The 18435-nt window shown below is 66.2% G+C and carries 15 protein-coding genes; 8 read left to right on the forward strand and 7 right to left on the reverse strand.

All coding sequences use genetic code 11. From position 1 onward, the window contains the following. The first annotated feature begins 24 nt into the window (after positions 1-24). The 5 genes from IEX41_RS21705 (at position 25) to IEX41_RS21510 (ending at position 5388) form a co-directional block, all read left to right on the forward strand. The gene (locus IEX41_RS21705) at positions 25-147 is read left to right on the forward strand and encodes a hypothetical protein (RefSeq protein WP_277874173.1); all 123 of its coding nucleotides are present in this window, start codon (positions 25-27) and stop codon (positions 145-147) included. Positions 148-318: 171 nt separating this feature from the next. Next, positions 319-1755, forward strand: a complete 1437-nt coding sequence (locus IEX41_RS10720) for a DUF6880 family protein (RefSeq protein WP_188790250.1) — start codon at positions 319-321, stop codon at positions 1753-1755. A gap of 1287 nt (positions 1756-3042) precedes the next feature. After that, the gene (locus IEX41_RS10725) at positions 3043-3720 is read left to right on the forward strand and encodes an alpha/beta family hydrolase (protein ID WP_229673153.1); all 678 of its coding nucleotides are present in this window, start codon (positions 3043-3045) and stop codon (positions 3718-3720) included. Positions 3721-3729: 9 nt separating this feature from the next. After that, the gene (locus IEX41_RS10730) at positions 3730-4836 is read left to right on the forward strand and encodes a THUMP domain-containing class I SAM-dependent RNA methyltransferase (RefSeq protein ID WP_188790251.1); all 1107 of its coding nucleotides are present in this window, start codon (positions 3730-3732) and stop codon (positions 4834-4836) included. Positions 4837-4971: 135 nt separating this feature from the next. After that, positions 4972-5388 carry a hypothetical protein gene (locus IEX41_RS21510; RefSeq protein WP_229673155.1) on the forward strand — a complete coding sequence of 139 codons (417 nt, stop codon included), beginning with the start codon at positions 4972-4974 and terminating at the stop codon, positions 5386-5388. Between the two features lie 7 nt (positions 5389-5395). Here the strand turns inward: IEX41_RS21510 and IEX41_RS10740 are convergent, their stop codons facing one another. From IEX41_RS10740 to IEX41_RS10760, 5 genes are all read right to left on the reverse strand, one after another. Beyond that, positions 5396-6949: a Ppx/GppA family phosphatase gene (locus IEX41_RS10740; protein ID WP_188790252.1), complete on the reverse strand. Its 1554-nt coding sequence runs from the start codon at positions 6947-6949 to the stop codon at positions 5396-5398. Positions 6950-7061: 112 nt separating this feature from the next. Next, positions 7062-8360 (reverse strand): flagellin N-terminal helical domain-containing protein, encoded by a 1299-nt coding sequence (locus IEX41_RS10745; protein ID WP_188790253.1) that lies wholly within the window; start codon positions 8358-8360, stop codon positions 7062-7064. Between the two features lie 590 nt (positions 8361-8950). Continuing rightward, a complete protein-coding gene (locus IEX41_RS10750; RefSeq protein WP_188790254.1) occupies positions 8951-11122 on the reverse strand; it encodes an RNA degradosome polyphosphate kinase in 2172 nt (723 codons plus the stop codon). Between the two features lie 174 nt (positions 11123-11296). Next, entirely contained in the window at positions 11297-12001 is a 705-nt protein-coding gene (locus tag IEX41_RS10755; protein WP_188790255.1) for a P-loop NTPase family protein, read from the reverse strand. After that, entirely contained in the window at positions 11998-13065 is a 1068-nt protein-coding gene (locus IEX41_RS10760; RefSeq protein ID WP_188790256.1) for an AI-2E family transporter, read from the reverse strand. Before IEX41_RS10760 ends, IEX41_RS10755 begins: the two co-directional genes overlap by 4 nt. A gap of 281 nt (positions 13066-13346) precedes the next feature. Here IEX41_RS10760 and IEX41_RS10765 point away from each other — a divergent pair, with 281 nt between their 5' ends. The 3 genes from IEX41_RS10765 (at position 13347) to IEX41_RS10775 (ending at position 15949) form a co-directional block, all read left to right on the forward strand. Further along, positions 13347-13523 carry a hypothetical protein gene (locus tag IEX41_RS10765; protein WP_188790257.1) on the forward strand — a complete coding sequence of 59 codons (177 nt, stop codon included), beginning with the start codon at positions 13347-13349 and terminating at the stop codon, positions 13521-13523. Between the two features lie 308 nt (positions 13524-13831). Then, positions 13832-15172 (forward strand): proline--tRNA ligase, encoded by a 1341-nt coding sequence (gene proS, locus IEX41_RS10770; protein WP_188790258.1) that lies wholly within the window; start codon positions 13832-13834, stop codon positions 15170-15172. 132 nt (positions 15173-15304) lie between these two features. Continuing rightward, positions 15305-15949, forward strand: coding sequence for a DUF2937 family protein (locus IEX41_RS10775; RefSeq protein WP_188790259.1), 645 nt, complete (start codon positions 15305-15307; stop codon positions 15947-15949). A gap of 99 nt (positions 15950-16048) precedes the next feature. On the opposite strand, the gene glmM is transcribed toward IEX41_RS10775, so the two are convergent. Together glmM and folP are read right to left on the reverse strand one after the other, a co-directional pair. Next, on the reverse strand, positions 16049-17392 hold the full coding sequence (gene glmM / locus IEX41_RS10780) for a phosphoglucosamine mutase (RefSeq protein WP_188790260.1): 1344 nt from the start codon (positions 17390-17392) through the stop codon (positions 16049-16051). Further along, complete coding sequence (gene folP / locus IEX41_RS10785; RefSeq protein ID WP_188790261.1) at positions 17389-18393, reverse strand: dihydropteroate synthase; 1005 nt, start codon at positions 18391-18393, stop codon at positions 17389-17391. Before folP ends, glmM begins: the two co-directional genes overlap by 4 nt. Positions 18394-18435: the final 42 nt, after the last annotated feature.

The raw sequence follows: 18435 nt of genomic DNA on the forward strand, positions 1-18435 counted from the left end.
GCCCGCTCCGGCGGGCAGAGCTGCATGCCCTTCATCCTGTCCAGCGGCAAACAACGCAAAATGAAACGGGTATTGCAGCCGGGCCTGCGTCTCATGGCCGGGGCGGTGTGCACAAAAGTGAAGACGCTGCTGGCCTGCCGCATGTAACTTTTCGGGTGTGGCCGCTGCTTTTAACCGATCCCGGCCTGATGTCCGTTCCTGCCAAACCATAAGCCTCGACGGGCTGTTGCCGCGTAGGTATCACCAAGGTTCGGCAGAGGTGCCCGCCCCGGAGGATGGATCCGGGGGGCGACGGGTCGCGGAAGAAGGGGATCGCGAATGGCAGGCAAGGCGCTGAATAAGAAGAACCTTCTTGATCTTGGCGCCGACACGCTCGCGGATTTGCTGCTCGAGGCGGTGAAGGGGGACGCGGCACGCCAGCGGCGCGTCCGTATGGCGCTGTCCGCTGATCTTGGCCCCGAGGCGCTCAAGGCGGATGTGCGCAAGCGCTTCGCGGCGATCCGACGGGGACGCAGCTATATATCCCGCAAGGCGCAAAGGACGTTGGCCAAGGAGCTCACGGACCTGGGGCAGATCATAGATCAGCGGATCCGCCCCGAGGATGCCGATGCCGCCTTTGAGCTGTACTGGGCCCTGCTGCACCTTGGCGAGGGCATCCACGAGCGCACGGATGACAGCCAGGGAACGATCCGTGACGTGATGGCCGAGGTCATGGCCGCGATTCGACGTCTTGCTCCACGGATGGAGAGCGCTCCCGAGGCACTGGCCGAGACGGTCTTCGAGGCGCTTCTGGGCGACGATTACGGGACCTTCGACAGTGCCGTGCAGGCCCTTGCGGAGGCACTTGGGCCTGAGGGCCTCGGGCATCTGAAACAACTTGCGGAAGCCGCCTGCGAAGCGCCACTGACGGAGGCGGACCTTGGCCGGTACGATTTCATCACTGACCGCGATACCCGCATGTCGCGTGCCCTTGCCGGGCGAAACCGTGTGTCTGAAATGATCCTGCAGGACATCGCGGATGCCGAGGGTGACGTCGATGGCTGGATGGTGCAGTACACCTCCGACCAGCTGACCAACCCGGAAATCGCGCCGCTGGCAGCCCGGCGGCTGCTGTCCGCGGGCCGCCCCGAGGACGCGCTTCGCCTCGTTGAGGCGGCGCTGCCCGGAGAAACTGCTGATCCTTGGGACGATACGCCGGAGTTGGATGCGGTGCATTTTGCCTGCCTTGAGGCGCTTGGTCGGCGGCAGGAGCTTCGCGATGCGCTCTGGCAGCGGTTCGAACGTCGGCTCTGCCCGGATGCACTGCGCGGTCATCTGAAGACGCTGCCCGATTTCGAGGACATCGAGGCCGAGGACGCGGCCCGACGGATCGTCCTCGACTACCGGCCGGTGGAAAAGGCGCTGGCCTATTGTCTGCAGGCGCCGGATCTTGGCCTTGCCGCCGAGCTGATCGATGCCCGCTGGGAAGACATCGACGGTGACGCCTACGAAATCCAGACGCCGCTTGCGGATGCCCTTTATGCCGCGCATCCGCTCGCCGCGGTGCTGCTCTGGCGCGCCATGATTGATTTCGCCCTGAACCGAGCCCGGGCGGGTCGCTACGTGCATGCGGCCCGGCATCTACAGGCCTGCGCTGCGGCGGATGCGGATATCCTCGACTACGGTATGCACCTGGCCCATGAAGATTATGCCGAAGGCTTGCGCCGTCGCCACGGTGGAAAGACGGCGTTCTGGGATCGCCAGTCGGTCAACTGAAGCTTGCCTTTTCACCGCTGACCAAGCCGCAACGCCGCAACGCGCTTTTGCGACGGATACTCATCGACCTGCATGAGGGGGCAGCCTCCGCAGTCATGCCCCCCCCCGGGCAAGAGACATGGCCCCGTCCTTGGGCCGCTTGCCATGGCCCGTGCCGTGCGGCAGGCAAGCGATGCCGGCCCTGCCAGTTTGCGTTGACGGGGTGACTGGCTGACCGCGGGCCGGGCACATGCTAAAGGCGGGCTCAGGCCATCTCGATCCGGACGGGAGACGTCCTTTCGCTTTAGGGGGGCGCGACGGGGCTTTGGATCCGGCCTAGCCGGATGAGATCGTTGCGGGCGATAATCCTCTTTCAGCAGCACATGGGTTCCCCAAGCAGTGAAACAGCACAGATCGCCCGATGCTGCGTTGCGATAAGCCTCGGATCCGCGTTGGTCTGGCTGACAGCTATCCCCGGCTCGTGGATGCTGTGATGGGGGCGGGCAAAGACTGGGATCGGCGCGCTGTGGCGGTTGATGAGGCAGGCTCATGACCGCATCCCGGCTTAAGGGGCTAAATTCCCCGTGCCCGAAGGCCATGCTCTTGGCCAGAACAGTCACCCAACAGCACTTTCCATGACAGACAGTCCTTTGAGGGACACGGACAGTTCCGGCACCGACACAAACCGGCTCAGCTTCCTCAAAAAGGTCGGCACCGGCACTGCGGCCGTCGCTTCCCTTTGCAGTCTGCTGCGCACACAGGTCCAGGCTGGGACAAGACCTTCCCCAAGAGTGATGCGGCCGACCAACCCAAGGTCGAATTCACCATCCGATAGGCCCTCACGCCGGTGGGCGACCTTTACATGCCCGCTGATCGTGCCGAAGGCACGATGACCGCGCTGGCCGTTGCCGGCCCCTTGGCGCGGTGAAGGAACAGGCCGCCGGTCTCTATGCCAAGATCATGGCAAAGCGTGGTTTGGTCACGCGTGCCGTCGATCCGTCCATGCCGGTGAAAGCGGTTGTCAGCGCGCTTGGTCGCTTTGCCCGACACCAACGCCGAGGATTTCATGGCCGTCACTGATGTCCTCAGTCCGCACGGCGCGGTGGATCACGAAAGGAGCGGCATTATCGACATCCGTGCCCCTGTCTCGCGGATCTTGGGGCGGGTTTCGTGTTGCACGCTGCAGGATGCGCCTTGTGTGTCAGCGTGTGTCAGCGGTGCCGGCCCGCTTGGCGCTGCGCCTCTTGACCCGCTTGGGCGGGTCGGCCAATGGAGACCGTGATCTTAACCCGAAACGGTAGCGCGCTGATGCCCGATCCCACGACACCGCCCGATTTTCTCATGACCCCGGCCCGGGGCAATGCCATGGGCCTCACGCTGCTGCTGGGCCACGGGTCAGGGGCAGCGATGGACTCGGGCTTCATGGACGCCATGGCTAATTGCATCGCAGGGCAGGGGATCTCGGTCGCGCGGTTTGAATTTGCCTACATGGCCGCGCGGCGCAGTGGTGGGCCGAAGCGGCCACCGCCCAGGATCGACGGGCTGCTGGACGAATACCGTGCTGCCATCAGGGCGCTGCCTACGCAAGGCGGACTGCTGATCGGCGGCAAATCCATGGGTGGGCGCGTGGCAAGCATGATCCTGCAGGATCTGTATGCGGACGGCACCGTGCTGGGCGGGGTCTGCCTTGGCTATCCGTTCCATCCCAGTGGTGAGCCGGACAAGCTGCGCACGGATCACCTGAAGGACCTGAGCGCGCCGCTGCTGATCTGCCAGGGAAGCCGCGATCCTCTCGGCACACGGGACGAGGTGACGGGCTATGGCCTTGCGCCGAAGGTCGCGCTGGAGTGGCTCGAGGACGGCGACCACGATCTGGCGCCGCGCGAGCGCGTTACCGGGCTCTCGCAGGCGGACCACTTGGCAGCGGCCGCCGCCGCGATCCGCGCCTGGGCAGAGGGACTCGCCGAGACGCGCAAAGCGCTGTAACAGGGCGCCATGAGCGACACATTTGAAATCTTCCTCGCCTGCGCGCCGGGCCTCGAGGCCGTCCTTGCACAGGAGGCCAAGGCGCTGGGCTTCGGCCCTTTGCGCATGGCGGCGGGCGGCATTGCCTTTGACGGCACATGGGGCGACGTGCAGTGCGCCAACCTCAGGCTGCGAGGGGCCGCGCGGGTGCTGGCGCGCATCGGCGGCTTCCCGGCGGTGCATCTGGCCCAGCTCGACAAGCGCAGCCGCAAGTTCCCCTGGGCCGAGGTTCTGCGCCCCGATGTCCCCGTGAAGGTCGAGGCGACCACCGCGAGGTCGCGCATCTACCATGCAGGCGCCGCGAAGCAGCGGGTCGAGACCGCCATCACCGAGGAACTGGGCGCGCCCATTTCCGATGACGGCGTGCGCATCCTTGCCCGGCTCGAGGACAACCTCGTCACCTTCTCGGTGGACACCTCCGGCGAGCCGCTGCACCGGCGCGGCCACAAGCCGGCGGTGGGCAAGGCCCCCATGCGCGAAACCCTTGCCGCGCTGTTCCTGCGCGATTGCGGGTTCGATGGCACGGAGCCGGTGATCGACCCCATGTGCGGGTCGGGCACCTTCGTGCTCGAGGCGGCCGAGATCGCCATGGGCCTCGCGCCCGGCCGGTCCCGCAGCTTCGACCTCGAGCGGCTTGCGACGTTCGACGCCGAAGCATGGCAGGCGCTCAAGGCGCAGCCGGTGCAGCCGCCTGAGGGGCCGCCGCGCTTCCTTGGCTACGACCGCGACGCGGGCGCTGCGCGCAATGCCGCCGCCAATGCGGAACGTGCGGGGGTCGCGGCGATCTCTGCTTTCGCCTGCCAGCCGATCAGCGCGTTGGAACGGCCCGATGGCCCGCCCGGGCTTGTCATGGTGAACCCGCCCTGGGGCGCGCGGATCGGCAAGCCGGGGCCGCTGCATGCGCTGCACAAGTCCCTGGGGGACGTGCTGAAAGAACGGTTCCGTGGCTGGCGCGTGGGCCTCGTGACCTCGGACGCCGGGCTGGCACGCAGCACCGGGCTGACGTTCAAGCCGCCCGGTCCGGTGGTGTCGCATGGCTCGCTCAAGATCCGGCTTTACCGTACCGATCTGCTCTGACCGGGGGCGATGCCCCTTAACGCGCGGCTGCGGCGTCCTATATCAAGGGGTATGACACGCATCGCAGCCCTCCTTCTTTCCGCGACACTGGTCGCCGCACCAGCCTCTGCCCAAGAGGACGTAGACGGTGGCCTCATGAAACGCGGGGCCGAACTGTTCTTCCGCGGCCTCATGGACGAGCTTGACCCGGCCATGCGCGAACTCGAGGATCTGGCGCAGGACATGGAGCCGGCGCTGCGGTCCTTCCGCGAGGAAATGGGTCCTGCACTGCGCGACATGATGGGCGAGGTGCAGGACTGGTCCGCCTACGAGGCGCCCGAGATGCTGCCCAACGGCGACATCATCATGCGCCGCAGGGATGATGTCGCCCGCGATGACGAGGGTGGGCCGGACCTGCCCGAGCCTTACACCGAGGCCCCTGAAACCGATAAGCCGCGCGTGCCCTTCTGGCGGCGGGATGACAGTGACGAAAACGGGGACGCAGACGAAAACAGCCCCCGCAGTTTTGAACCGCAGGGGCCGGAATACGAACGTCCCGAGATCGAGCTGTAGGCCGGTCTCAGTCCGACCGCTCTACCTTGGTCGATTTCGCCCCCAGCGCCCGCGCGAGCGAGTTGAACCGCGCTTCCGCGACCTCACCGAAGAGTGGCGCTGCCTCCGCTGACAGGTGCAGGGCCAGCGCTTGGGTATCGTCATCCCACTCCATCCGTGCTGTGGCCTTGGGGCTGGCATCGCTCATCCACAGCATGGAGCCAAAGCGCATGGCCTTGCCAAGCACTTCGGCGTGGCGCTGCTGCTCTTCGGACAGAAGGGAATAGAAATCCTCGAACCGGGTGCCGCCGCGCTTGTTGCGGTACCGGTGCAGAAGCGCGAGGCCGAGGAACACGCGTTCCGGGTGGTCGAGACCGCCAAGGTTGGCGCGTGTTGCGAGGTCAAAGCAAGTCTCGGCCCGGTAGTCGGGGTGTGCGCGCCAGCTTACGTCATGCAGCAGACAGGCGGCCTTCACGATGCGCAGACGCGTTTCGGGCGAATTGGCATAAAGCGGCAGCACGAAATTGTAGAGCGTCTTGCCAAAGCCGGGCAGGCGCGCGTCCTTCTTTTCCGAGAACCGGCAAGCCTCGATCAGCGGATCGCGGTCACGCAGCTTCTGGGGCATCTGTTCGTAAAGAAGACCTTCGCGAATGCCGTAGGACGAAATGGCAATCTCGGACGGCTCGAAGGCGGCGACCAATTCGGTCAGCACTTCGGCGGCATAGGGCACAAGGCTCATGCGGGCATTCGAGATCGAGCACTTCCCGCGCAGCTCCTCGAGGTCGGCTTTCTCGATGAAGCGCAGCGTCTCTGCTACGGCCTCCATGTCCATGCGGTATTCGTGCAGCACGTGCAGCGGGTAGCCGCGGCGTTCCATGTCGATCCGCGCGATGGCGCGCCACGAGCCACCGACAAGGAACATCCGTTCCCCGGTGACGTCGATCTTGTCCAGAAGGGCCGCGATATGCTTGCGGATGTGCTTTTCCCGGGCCTTGCGGCCCCCTTCGAGATCCTTGAACCGCAGCGGCCCGAGGGGCGACGTCACTCGGCGGCCCACGGCGCCGCCGGACAGTTGCGCCAACTCCATGGACGATCCGCCTATGTCGCAGATCAGCCCGTCAGCGCCGGGCCATCCCAGAAGCACGCCCTGCGCCGAGAGCCGGGCTTCTTCCTCGCCGTCGATGACCCAGACCTTGAGGCCGGTCTCCTGTTCGATCTCCAGTCGGAAAGCGGGGCCGTCCTCGGCCTCGCGCATGGCGGCGGTGGCCACGACGGTCAGAGCCGGAATGCCCATGCCCTGCGCCAGCGCCTGAAAACGGGCGAGGGCCGACAGGGCGCGCTGCTTGCCTTCGGGGTTCAGAAAGCCCGTTTCCGGCATCCCGGCCCCCAGGCCACACATGATTTTTTCGTTGTAGAAATAGGCGGGGCTGCGCGCCGCGCCGTCAAAGACCACAAGCCGGACCGAATTCGATCCGATATCCACGACGCCCACGCGCGACAGGCGTCGCGCTTGCGGATCATCGAAGAGAGGCCGTCCGAAAGGGCCCCAGTCTCCTTGGGCGGAATCGGGTTGTCCGTCCATATCGCATCCCCGGCTGATTGGTGCCTGTTCCTTTAGCACGCGCTGTCCAAAAGATTAAAGGCATTCCGGGCCGGAACGCTTGCAGGGGACGAAGCGTTCCAGCCCGATTCCGTCAGCGGAAGAGGCCAAGCAGCGTCTGCGGTGCCGAATTGGCGATGGACAGCGCCTGTATTGAAAGCTGCTGTTGCACCTGAAGCGCCTGCAAACGGGCCGAGGCTTCCTCCATGTCCGCATCCACCAGCGTGCCGATTCCCGACTGCATTGCACTGGTCAGCTTGCTGTTGAAGGCGGTCTGGGTATCGAGCCGCTTTTCGTCCGAACCGAACGAGGCCGCGGCGTTGACCGACGTCTGCAACAGCCCCTCGATCTGGTCGAGCGCGGTCGTTGCGCCGCTTCCGGTGCTCACATCGATATCTGCCAGCGACGCAAGCCCGCCACCGATGGTGTTGCCCGCGTCCGAGCTGAGGCTGGCCAGCGTGACGGCGATGGTATCACTGCCAGTGGTCACGGACGATGCGATGCTCATGTTGTTGCCTGAGACGGTCATCGACAGCGTGGATGTGGCGATGCCGTTGTCGGCGGCATACCTGTCATAGGCTGCCTTCAGGCCAGTCATCACGTCGTTCATGGTGTCGCCGTCGCGGGCGACATAGCTGATCTCGGATGAGGCCATCTCCGCTTGCGTCTGCGCGGCGAGGGCAGAGGTGCGCATATCCGCCTGACTGAACGATGAATCATCGCCATCGGTGCCGAATATTTGCAGGTTGAAGCCCATGCCAGCGCTCACCGTGATGCCTGCGCCTGATACGGTGCCGGTTTGGGTCGCGTTCAGCGTCGTCGTGGCAGCGGAGGCGTCGTAGGTGCCGCCAGTAGCCGAGATCGTGCTTTGTGCGGTGCCGAGGTCATGCTTTGCGACCGCGATATCGACCCCGCGCACCCCCGAAGCGTCGCGTTGCAGGAAGCCCAGCACGTTGACCGCGCCGGATCCGGAGGCGCTGTCTTGGTTCTTGAGCAGGTTGAGCCCGTTGAACTGGGCGCTGTCGACCACCGCCCCGATCTGCTCACGCAAGGCATCCACGTCGGTCTGGATCTTGGCGCGGTCGACGTTTTCGCCCTGGGCCGAGACGATCTTGCCTTTCATCTCGGTCAGTAGGTCGGTGATCGTTTCCGCACCCTGCCGGGCAACGGAGAGCGTCGCGCTGCCAAGGGCGAGGCTGTCGGACACCTTCTTGTAGCCTTCGACATCCGCCTGCATGGTTTTGGCGATGGCCCAGACGGCGGCGTTGTCATCGGCGCCGGACACACGTTTTCCGGTGGCGATTTCCTTCTGGACGTCGGCGATGCTGGAATTGACGCCCTGCAGCGTCATCAGTGCGATGGACGCACTGTCGTTTGTGAGAATACTGGACATGGGTTGGCCTTTTCGGGGATGGCTGCGCGGTTCGCGCGGGGTGGCCCCAATTCAGGGCAACATGTACGGCTCATTTGGCCGCAAACGGGTCTGGCCGCGTTCCGTGCAGACCGCCCGTGCCACTTGCCCCCAAGTGCAGCTTTTCTTATCGCCGCTGGTCCTTGCGCGGGTCTTAAGAATATCGGTCGGAGAGGAGGCCATTTCTGGGCGATATCGTGACCACTGACCGCTTTGGGCCGTTGCGACGCGGCCGGATGAGCGCATGGCATTAGCCGCGTATGTCATTGTCCACATGCGAAAACAGGCTCGCCGCAGGGACCAGGCAACCCTGCGGCTTTCAGTGCACGCATGATGACCGCGCGACGCGGCTGCGGGCTGGAGCTCGCGGCAGGTGCCGAAGCTGGCGCGCAGGCACATGGCTTTGCCGGAAGACCGCCCCCCCCCAAAGATCGCGGGGGGGGGCAGAAGCGCCAGACGTGCCGCCAGATCAGGTCCGTTGGGACCGCGCCACCGCATCACCTCATGCGGGGCAGGACGGGTTGGGCCGCCTTGGGGTCTCGGTCAGGCCCGGCGAGCCGGTCTGCGCGAGGTCAATCCTCGTGAGTGAGGCGGGGCACATCCTTTGCACCGGCAGAACCTCGGCCTGACAGCGACGGGTTCTCCATGAAGAAGCGGTGGCACGAGAATGGCGTCTCGCCCTCGGGCAGCGGGTGTCGAACGAAACGCCCCGAGGCTTCCATCACCCAGCTTTGCGCGGTGTCGGCGAAATTCGCCGCCATCACCTGGCTGACGATCTGCGCCTTGACCGTGGGGTTGTGAATTTCGACCCCGGTTTCCACACGCCGGTTGAGGTTGCGGCCCATCCAGTCGGCGGAGGAGATGAACACCCGCGACTTGGGGTGGGGCAGGCCGTGGCCGTTGCCAAAGCATGCGATGCGCGAATGTTCGAGGAAGCGCCCGACGATGGACTTCACGCGAATGGTCTCGGACAGGCCCTTGATTCCGGGGCGCAGGCCGCAGATGCCGCGGATGGCGCAATCCACCTCAACCCCGGCCTGGCTGGCGGCATAGAGCGCGTCTATCATGTCAGGCTCAATCAGCGAGTTCATCTTGAGCCAGATCTTCGCGGGCTTGCCGGCGCGGGCGTGCTCGGCCTCAGCGGCGATCAGCTCGAGCATCTTGGGCTTGAGCGAATGCGGCGAGATGACGAGGTTTTCCAGCCCCTCGGGGGTGGCATAGCCTGACAGGTAGTTGAAGATCTTGGCCGCGTCGCGCCCCAGCGCGGCGTCGCAGGTGAAGAACGACAGGTCGGTGTAGATCTTGGCGGTGATCGGGTGGTAGTTGCCGGTGCCCCAATGGGTGTAGGTCACCAGCTTGTCACCTTCGCGGCGCACCACCTGGCTGATCTTGGCGTGGGTCTTCCAGTCGAGGAAGCCGTAGACCACATGCGCGCCGGACCTCTCCAGGCGACGGGACTGGCGAATGTTGGCGGCCTCGTCGAAGCGGGCCTTGAGCTCGACCAGAGCAGTGACGGACTTGCCGTCCTCGGCCGCCTCGCACAGCGCCTCGACGATGGGCGAATTCTTGGATGTCCGGTAGAGCGTCTGCTTGATCGCCACCACGTTGGGGTCTAGCGCCGCCTGTGCCAGGAAGCGGACCACCATGTCGAAGGTCTCGTAGGGGTGATGTAGCAGCATGTCCTTCTGGGCGATGGCGGCGAACATGTCGCCGTCATGGTCCTGCACCCGTTCCGGCACGCGGGGGGTAAAGATCGGCCACAGCAGGTCGGGGCGGCTGTCGAGCACCAGTTCCTTGAGATCGGCAATGCCCAGCATGCCGTCCAGTTCGATCACCTCGTCGTTGCGCACGTGCAGTTCGCGCTGGACGATGTCGCGCAGCCCCTGAGGCGCGCCCTTGGAGACGGTCAGGCGCACCACCTCGCCGCGGCGGCGGCGCTTCAGGGCGACCTCGAATTCGCGCACGAGATCCTCGGCCTCTTCCTCGACCTCGAGATCGCTGTCGCGCAGCACCCGGAAGCCGAAGTGATCGCGCACGCGGTAGCCGGGGAACAGGCTCTGGATGTGCAGCAGCAGAACATCCTCGAGAAGGATGAAGCGCTGGCGGCCCTCGATCCGCGGAAGCGCCATGAAGCGGTCCACCTGCTGGGGGATCGGCAGCAGCGCGTTGCGCGAGCGGCGATCGCGCTTGCGCTCCAGCGTGATGGCAAGGCAGTAGCCCATGTTCGGGATGAACGGGAACGGGTGGGCCGGGTCGATGGCCAGCGGCGACAGCACCGGGAACACCTGAGCAAGGAAAGCGGTTTCCAGCGCCTCGAGATCGGCCTCGTCGAGCTCGTCACGGGTGACGATGTCGATGCCCGCCTCGGCCATCTCTTCCTCGAGCTCGGCCAGCACCTTCTGCTGGTGCGCCATCAGGCCGCGCGCATCCTCGTCGATCAGCACCAGCTGGTCGATGGGGGACAGGCCGTCGGCGGCGGGGGTGGTGTTGCCCGCGTGGGCCAGCTCGCGCAGGCCGGCGACGCGCACGGTGTAGAACTCGTCGAGGTTCGCCGCCGAGATCGACAGGAACCTGAGCCGTTCCAGCAGCGGCACGCGGGGGTTCTCGGCCTCTTCGAGCACACGCCAGTTGAAGCCCAGCCAGCTGAGTTCGCGGTTGAAGAAGCGGCCCGGACCGCCAAGGTCCAGATCGCCGGGATCGGTCGGCGCCGGGAAGGGCGCGGAGAGAAAATCTGCAATGCTCATGGAGGGCTTATGCGCTGGCATCTGCAACAACTTCGTGACGGTGGAAACGGGCGCCCCCGGAGGCGGCGCGGGATGAAATGATGCGCTTCCGGGCGCTTTGCACGCGACGCCGCCTGGGCGCATCCGAACGCCAAGCGTCCCCGGCAGACACTGCGCGCCAGGGGCGCGACCGTCTCATAATGGCAGTGTCGGGGGCGTCTGTTCAAGACGTGACAGCACATCGCGCGCCAGAGCCCGCGTGATGCCCCGGGGACGGCCCATGGCCCGGGCGTCCAGCGCATCCACGATGCGGATCGCCATGGAGAAGCTGCGCGGCATGTGGCGCACCAGATACGAGATCACCTCGGGGGCGGGAACGCATTGCCGGTCGGTCAGCAGCTTGAGCAGCACCGCCGTCAGCAGCCGGTCGTCCGGTTCGGGCAGGGTCGCGGTCTGGGTGCCTTCCATGCGGCTGCGCAGGTCGGGGACCAACAGCTTCCATTCCCGCGGCGGCGCCGAGGCAGTGATCAGCAGCGGCTGGCCCTCGGCAAGCGCGAGGTTGTGGAGGTGGAACAGCGCCTCCTCGTCGGTACGGCTGCCCGCAATGGCATCGGCGTTTTCCACGCAGACCGGACCATGCGACAGGTCGGGGATGTGAATGCGGCGCAGGGCGCTTGCCGGTACGATCTCGGCCTGGGTCTCGGCGGCCCAGACGCGGGCGAGGTGGGTCTTACCACCCCCACGCGGCCCCACGAGGATCATCTTGCCGTTGGGCCAGGTCTGCCACTGGTCGATCAGCTTCACCGCCAGCGCGTTGGACGAGCTGACGTAGTAATCCTCGCGCCCCACTGCGGGGCGCACCGGCAAGGGGAGGTTGAGTTGCTCGGGTCCCTTGCTCATGGCTGGCCCGGTCCCCCGGTGCCCCGGTAGAGCTTGCTGTCCTTGTAGCGGTCCACGACAAAGCGCATCACGACCCCGATGGCAGCGGCGAGCGGCACCGCCACCAGCATCCCGATGAAGCCGAAGAGCGAGCCGAAGACCGACAGCGCGAGGATCAGCCACACCGGGTGAAGCCCCACCGATTCGCCCACCAGCTTGGGCGTCAGGAAGTTCCCTTCAAGGAACTGTCCGAAGAAGAAGATCCCCGCCACCGCCGCGATCCACACCCAGTCGCCCCAGAACTGGAACAGCGCAAGGCCGATGGCCAGCGCGCCGCCGACGATGGCGCCGACGTAGGGGATGAAGGTGAGCAGTCCGGCAATGACCCCGACCACGAGGCCGAAGTTGAGCCCCACTAGCCACAGCGCCACCGCGTAGTATACCCCGAGGATCAGGCAGACCGATCCCATGCCCCGGATGAACCCGGCCAGCGTGCGGTCCACGTCGCGGGCCAGCTGGCGGATCACCGGCTGGTGTTCACGCGGCAGCAGCTCGTCGATGCGGGCCACCATGTTGTCCCAGTCAAGCAGCATGTAGACCGCTACCACCGGCACGATGACGAACAGCATCAAGATGTTGATGAGCGATGCCGCCGAGGTCAGCGCGGTGTTGAGAAGCTCGGCGCCCCGGTCCCGGATCGTGCTGCCGATGGACAGAAGCGTCTCACGGACCGGATTGCCCTCAACCATGACCGACGGGAAATTCTCGGTCAGGAAGCGTTGGAGGTTCTGGAAGAGGGTCGGCGCGAATTCCACCAGCTGCGTGGTCTGGCGTACCAGCGCCGGTACCACCGCCAGGGCGATGATCACGAAGATCACGATGGCGGCCACAGTGATGGCGGCAGTCGCCATGGCGCGGCTCAGGCCCAGCTTCTGAAGCCGGTCCGCCAACGGGTCGAGGAAATAGGCCACTGCGCTGCCCAGCACGAAGGGCAGCAGCACATCGCCGAGGAACCAGAGCATGACAACAAAGACCGCCGCGGCGATGCCCCAGTATTTCAGCTGTGTGCGGACGGGCAGCGCCATGGTTCGCCTCGTGTGTGTTGATTGGTGCCTACATCGCGTCTAAGGGCGCCGGTTGCAAGCCTTCGGGCCTGCATTGCAGGGCCTCCCGGCCGCATCGTGAGAGAAGGTCGGGAATACCTGCCGCGATTTCGGCGGACCGTCGCCCGAAGGTCGGGTTTTCGCGTCTGTGCCTGTGCCTGTGCCTGTGCTTGGGCAGGCGGCTGCGGCCAGGAGGTGTTCAGCAGCCACAAGGTGCTGCCCAAGCTCCGCAAGAGGAGCTGGGCCATAAGAGGAGCAGGGCCATGACCCGCAAGATCGCCCCTCGCATCCTGTCCCACCTGCGTGCCGCCCCGGTGGGGCTCCGCCGGAGCGCCCTGCGCTGCGTTGCCTCCATGTCCGTCTCCGGGGCAGACGCAAAAGCGGCCCTCTGGACCGAACCGACCTCGCGCCAGTTCCGCGACATCGCGGAGTGCCTGTGATGTTGAGCCTATGGGACAGCGCCCATGCTTCACCGCCTCCGCGCCCGGGAAATCATCCGGCAGGAGCCTGATGTGCCACAGGACAAGGCAGGCGCCGGTGGTCCACGAGGGCTCATTCGGCGCCCCATGGGTGGCATCGAGATCAAGTCCCCCGGCAGGACGGTTCACGCACCGACATCATCGAAGGGCGGGGCCGGCAGGGGGCTGCGGCGCTGAACCGGCGCCTGTGGCTGCACGCGCACCCTTGCCCTTGCGCGGGGCTTCGCTTAGGCCATTCGGGACGAATTCCAGCCCGGAGGCCCGCCAAGATGCGCCTGAGCCGCTATTTCCTGCCCGTTCTCAAAGAGACACCCGCCGAGGCGCAGATCGTCTCGCACCGCTACATGCTGCGCGCCGGCATGATCAAGCAGGCGAGTGCCGGGATCTATTCCTGGCTGCCGCTCGGCTTCAAGGTGCTGCGCAAGATCGAGGACATCATCCACGAGGAACAGGCCCGCGCCGGTCATATCCCGATGCTGATGCCGACCATCCAGTCCGCCGATCTCTGGCGCGAGAGCGGCCGCTATGACGCCTACGGCGCCGAGATGCTGCGCATCACCGACCGGCACGAGCGTGACATGCTCTTCACGCCCACCGCCGAAGAGCTGATCACCGACATCTTCCGCTCCAACGTGTCCTCCTACAAGGACCTGCCGCTGACGCTCTACCAGATCCAGTGGAAGTTCCGCGACGAGATCCGCCCGCGCTTTGGCGTGATGCGGGGCCGCGAATTCTACATGAAGGACGGCTACAACTTCGACCTCACCAAGGAAGATGCGCTGCACGCCTACAACCGTCACCTCGTGAGCTACCTGCGCACCTACGAGCGCATGGGCCTTCAGGCGATCCCGATGCGCGCCGACAGTGGCCCCATCGGCGGTGATGATACCCACGAGTTCCTCGTGCTGGCGGAAACCGGCGAGTCCGAAGTGTTCTACGATTCCGAGATCACCGATCTGAAGTTCGGCTCCCGGGAGATCGACTTCGACGACAAGGCCCAGTGCCAGGCGGTGCTCGAGGAGTTCACCTCGCGCTATGCCCGCACCGACGAGACCCACGACGAGGCGGTCTTCCACCAGGTCCCCGAGGAACGCCGCCGCACCGCGCGCGGCATTGAGGTTGGCCAGATCTTCTACTTTGGCACCAAGTATTCCGAGGCCATGGGCGCCTCGGTCCAGACCCCGGACGGGCAGAAGGTGCCGGTGCACATGGGCAGCCACGGTATCGGCGTGTCCCGCCTGCTGGGCGCGATCATCGAGGCGTCGCACGACGACAAGGGCATCATCTGGCCCGAGGGCGTGACCCCGTTCCACTGCGGGATCGTCAACCTCAAGCAGGGTGACGCGGAGGCAGACGCGGCCTGCGAGTCGCTCTATGCCTCGCTCACCGCGCTGGGGCTCGAGCCGCTCTATGACGACCGCTCCGAGCGGGCAGGGGGGAAGTTCGCGACCATGGACCTCATCGGCCTGCCGTGGCGCATCACCGTGGGGCCGCGCGGCCTCAAGAACGGCGTGGTCGAGCTGACCTCGCGCCGCACTGGCGAGTCCGAGGAACTGTCCCCCGAAGCGGCGCTGCTCAAGATCGCGCAGATCTACGGCAAGGCCGCCTGAAGCCGCGCTACGCTGCCAATGTGACAGCGCGGACAAGCTTGCGTCAGGCCTGTTGCGACGGGCCTGACAGCGCCGCGGATTCGCGGTAATGTCGCTGCCGTTGGCCCCGTCAGAGGGCCGCAGGAGGCAGCCATGTTCATCAGGACCATCGCCCTTGCCGCCGGACTGACCGGCGCCGTGGGGCTTTCGCAGTTTCCCGAGTTCACCCAGCAATACACCCAGCGCCTTGGCGGCGCGGTGGACGAGCTGGCCCGGCAAATCGCCGAGTTCGACGCCGACGCGCAGGGGCTTGGCTTAGACCGCGAGCTGGCGCTGGGGCAGCTGGCGACCGGGGGCGACTTCGGCGCGGCGCGCGCCGAGAGCATGACTCGCACCATCGACCGTCACGACAGGCTCGCCGCAGATCTCGCCGCGCTCGAGGGGCGCAGCGCCTATGAGCGCATGACCCAGGCGGCCCGTTTCACCGACCCTGAAATAGCCGAGCGCACATGGCAGGCCTACCGTCCCGCGCTGCCCGCCACGCCGGAGGGGCTGGTCTTTGCCGGTGTCGGTTTCGGGATTGGCTGGATAGGCGTTGCACTGGTGCTATCGCTGCTGATGCTGCCGTTCCGGCGCCGCGACCATGCGCCCCGGCGTCAGGCGACGATACCGGTCGGGACGGGCAAGCCCAAGGCGCAGAGCCGCACGGAGCCGCCACTGCGCCGGGAACGTCAGGCCGCCCCCTCCGGGCCGGTGCTGCGCGCGGTCCGGAACGGAGCGCCCCGCAGCAGGCGCTGACCCTGCGGTGAGACGCGAAGAAGGGACGGACAGACCTGCCCGCCCCTTGTTATTATCGTCGTCAGGCAGGCGCGCCAGAAGGCCAGCCGACTGCCGCGATCAGCTGGCCGCCTGCACCTCGGCCACGATGCCGTCGACGACCTGCGCCAGAAGCGCCTCGTCCTCGCATTCGGCCATGACACGGATCAGCGGTTCGGTCCCGGATTTGCGGATCAGCAGCCGACCCTTGCCCACAAGCGCCTGTTCGGCCTCGGCAATCGCGCCCTGCACACTGGACGCCTCGAGCGGGGTCTGACCCGCCGAGAAGCGCACGTTCTTGAGCATCTGCGGCACCGGCTCGAAATTGCGCGCCAGTTGCGAAGCGGGCTGGCCGGTGCGCACCATCTCGGACAGGAACTGAAGCCCGGCCATGAGGCCGTCGCCGGTGGTCGCGTGGTCGGTCATCACGATGTGGCCCGATTGTTCCCCGCCGAGGTTCCAGCCATTGGCGCGCATTGCCTCGACCACATAGCGGTCACCGACCTTGGTGCGCTCGAGCGTCAGTCCGCGCGCCTGCATGAACCGCTCGAGCCCGAGATTCGACATCACCGTAGCCACCAGCGTGCCGTCGCGCAGCCGCTGTTCATCCGCCCAGCGGGCCGCCAGAAGCGCCATGATCTGGTCGCCATCCGCCACGGTGCCGGTCTCGTCGATGAGAATGATGCGGTCGGCGTCGCCATCAAGACAGATGCCTACGTCGGCTCCATGTTCGACCACCGCGCGCGCCGCTGCCTCGGGGTGGGTCGAGCCGCAGTTGTCGTTGATGTTGAGACCGTTGGGATTGGTGCCGAGCGGAATCACGTCGGCGCCCAGTTCCCACAGCGCCTCCGGGGCGGTGCGATAGGCCGCACCGTTGGCGCAATCCACCACCACCTTCACACCGTCAAGCCGCATGCCGTGAGGCAGGGTGGATTTCACCCGCTCCATATAGCGGAAGCGGCCATCGTCGATGCGCTTCGCCCGGCCGATGTTGCCCGCCTGCGCCGGGGTGACGCCGGCCTCGACCAGCGCCTCGATCTCGGCCTCGGCCTCGTCCGAAAGCTTGAAGCCGTCGGGGCCGAAGAACTTGATGCCGTTGTCATCGGCGGGGTTGTGGCTGGCCGAGATCATGATCCCGAGGTCGGCGCGCATGGCATGGGTCAGTAGACCCACGGCAGGGGTGGGGACCGGGCCCAGCAGCAGTGCGTTCATGCCCGTCGAGGTCAGGCCCGCGGTCAGCGCGTTCTCGAACATGTAGCCCGACAGGCGCGTGTCCTTGCCGATGACCACCCGGTGCACGCCGCCGGCATCGCGGCGGAAATAGCGGCCCGCGGCAGCGCCGATCATCAGCGCCATCTCGGCGGTCATGGGAAAGGCGTTGGCCTTGCCGCGCACACCGTCGGTGCCGAAAAGCTTGCGACTCATTGGTTGTCTCCCTGCTCGACGGCCTGCCAGAGCGCCAGTGCCTGGCGGGTGGCGGCCACGTCGTGAACCCTCAAGATCTGAACCCCCTGCGCCACACCGGCCAGCGCCACCGCAATGGAGCCCGGCGCCCGGTCGCGCGCCTCGGGGGCGCCGCCGATGCGGCCTATGAAGCCCTTGCGGGATACGCCCAGAAGGATAGGGCAGCCCAGCCCGTGGAACAGGGACAGCCCCGAGAGCAGGGCAAGATTGTGCGCCTGCGTCTTGCCGAAGCCGATGCCCGGATCGACGATGATCTTCTCGCGGGGCAGGCCGGCGGCGACCAGTGTTTCGACCTGTGCCTCGAGGAAATCATATACGTCGAGCAGCACGTCCTCGTAGCTGGGAGCGTCCTGCATGGTCTGCGGATCGCCTTGCGTGTGCATGATGCAGACCGGCAGGCCATTGTCGACGACAAGCGGCAGCATCTCGGGATCATGGGTGAGGCCCGACACGTCGTTGACCAGAGATGCACCGGCGCGGATCGCGGCACGGGCAACGGCAGCCTTGCGCGTGTCGATCGAGATCGGCATCCCCGCGAGCGCACGGATCACCGGCTGGGTGCGCGAGGTTTCCTCGCCATCGGCCACGAGGTGCGAGCCGGGGCGGGTGCTTTCCCCACCGATATCAAGGATGTCCGCGCCCTCCTTCATCAGCCTCCGGCCTCTCAGGGCGGCTTCTTCGGCGGTGCCGTCCAGGCCTCCGTCCGAGAAGCTGTCGGGGGTGACGTTGAGGATTGCCATGATCCTCGGGCTGTCCATGCCGAGGCCGAGCAGTGGCTGGCGCGGGGCGGTCAGCCGGTCGCGGACATTGGCGGGCAGGTCAGTCGCGGGAAGGCGGGTGACCGTGCCGTCGCGGCGATGCCGGGCGACATGAGTGAACCAGCGGGGGCCGCCGGCAAGCGGCAGGGCCTCATCGGGGCGGGGCGCGTCTGAGCGGACGAGCGGGCGGAAATAGTCGCGCATGGCTTTGAATAGACCGGTGGAATGGCGAATGGCAAGCAGGCT

This window comes from Salipiger pallidus (assembly GCF_014643635.1).
Taxonomy (GTDB): Bacteria; Pseudomonadota; Alphaproteobacteria; order Rhodobacterales; family Rhodobacteraceae; genus Salipiger; species Salipiger pallidus.

Coding starts and splice junctions, on each gene's coding strand:
- IEX41_RS21705 (WP_277874173.1), top strand. CDS start 25: ATGCCCTTCATCCTGTCCAGCGGCAAACAACGCAAAATGAAACGGGTA.
- IEX41_RS10720 (WP_188790250.1), top strand. CDS start 319: ATGGCAGGCAAGGCGCTGAATAAGAAGAACCTTCTTGATCTTGGCGCC.
- IEX41_RS10725 (WP_229673153.1), top strand. CDS start 3,043: ATGCCCGATCCCACGACACCGCCCGATTTTCTCATGACCCCGGCCCGG.
- IEX41_RS10730 (WP_188790251.1), top strand. CDS start 3,730: ATGAGCGACACATTTGAAATCTTCCTCGCCTGCGCGCCGGGCCTCGAG.
- IEX41_RS21510 (WP_229673155.1), top strand. CDS start 4,972: ATGAAACGCGGGGCCGAACTGTTCTTCCGCGGCCTCATGGACGAGCTT.
- IEX41_RS10740 (WP_188790252.1), bottom strand. CDS start 6,949: ATGGACGGACAACCCGATTCCGCCCAAGGAGACTGGGGCCCTTTCGGA.
- IEX41_RS10745 (WP_188790253.1), bottom strand. CDS start 8,360: ATGTCCAGTATTCTCACAAACGACAGTGCGTCCATCGCACTGATGACG.
- IEX41_RS10750 (WP_188790254.1), bottom strand. CDS start 11,122: ATGAGCATTGCAGATTTTCTCTCCGCGCCCTTCCCGGCGCCGACCGAT.
- IEX41_RS10755 (WP_188790255.1), bottom strand. CDS start 12,001: ATGAGCAAGGGACCCGAGCAACTCAACCTCCCCTTGCCGGTGCGCCCC.
- IEX41_RS10760 (WP_188790256.1), bottom strand. CDS start 13,065: ATGGCGCTGCCCGTCCGCACACAGCTGAAATACTGGGGCATCGCCGCG.
- IEX41_RS10765 (WP_188790257.1), top strand. CDS start 13,347: ATGACCCGCAAGATCGCCCCTCGCATCCTGTCCCACCTGCGTGCCGCC.
- proS (WP_188790258.1), top strand. CDS start 13,832: ATGCGCCTGAGCCGCTATTTCCTGCCCGTTCTCAAAGAGACACCCGCC.
- IEX41_RS10775 (WP_188790259.1), top strand. CDS start 15,305: ATGTTCATCAGGACCATCGCCCTTGCCGCCGGACTGACCGGCGCCGTG.
- glmM (WP_188790260.1), bottom strand. CDS start 17,392: ATGAGTCGCAAGCTTTTCGGCACCGACGGTGTGCGCGGCAAGGCCAAC.
- folP (WP_188790261.1), bottom strand. CDS start 18,393: ATGCGCGACTATTTCCGCCCGCTCGTCCGCTCAGACGCGCCCCGCCCC.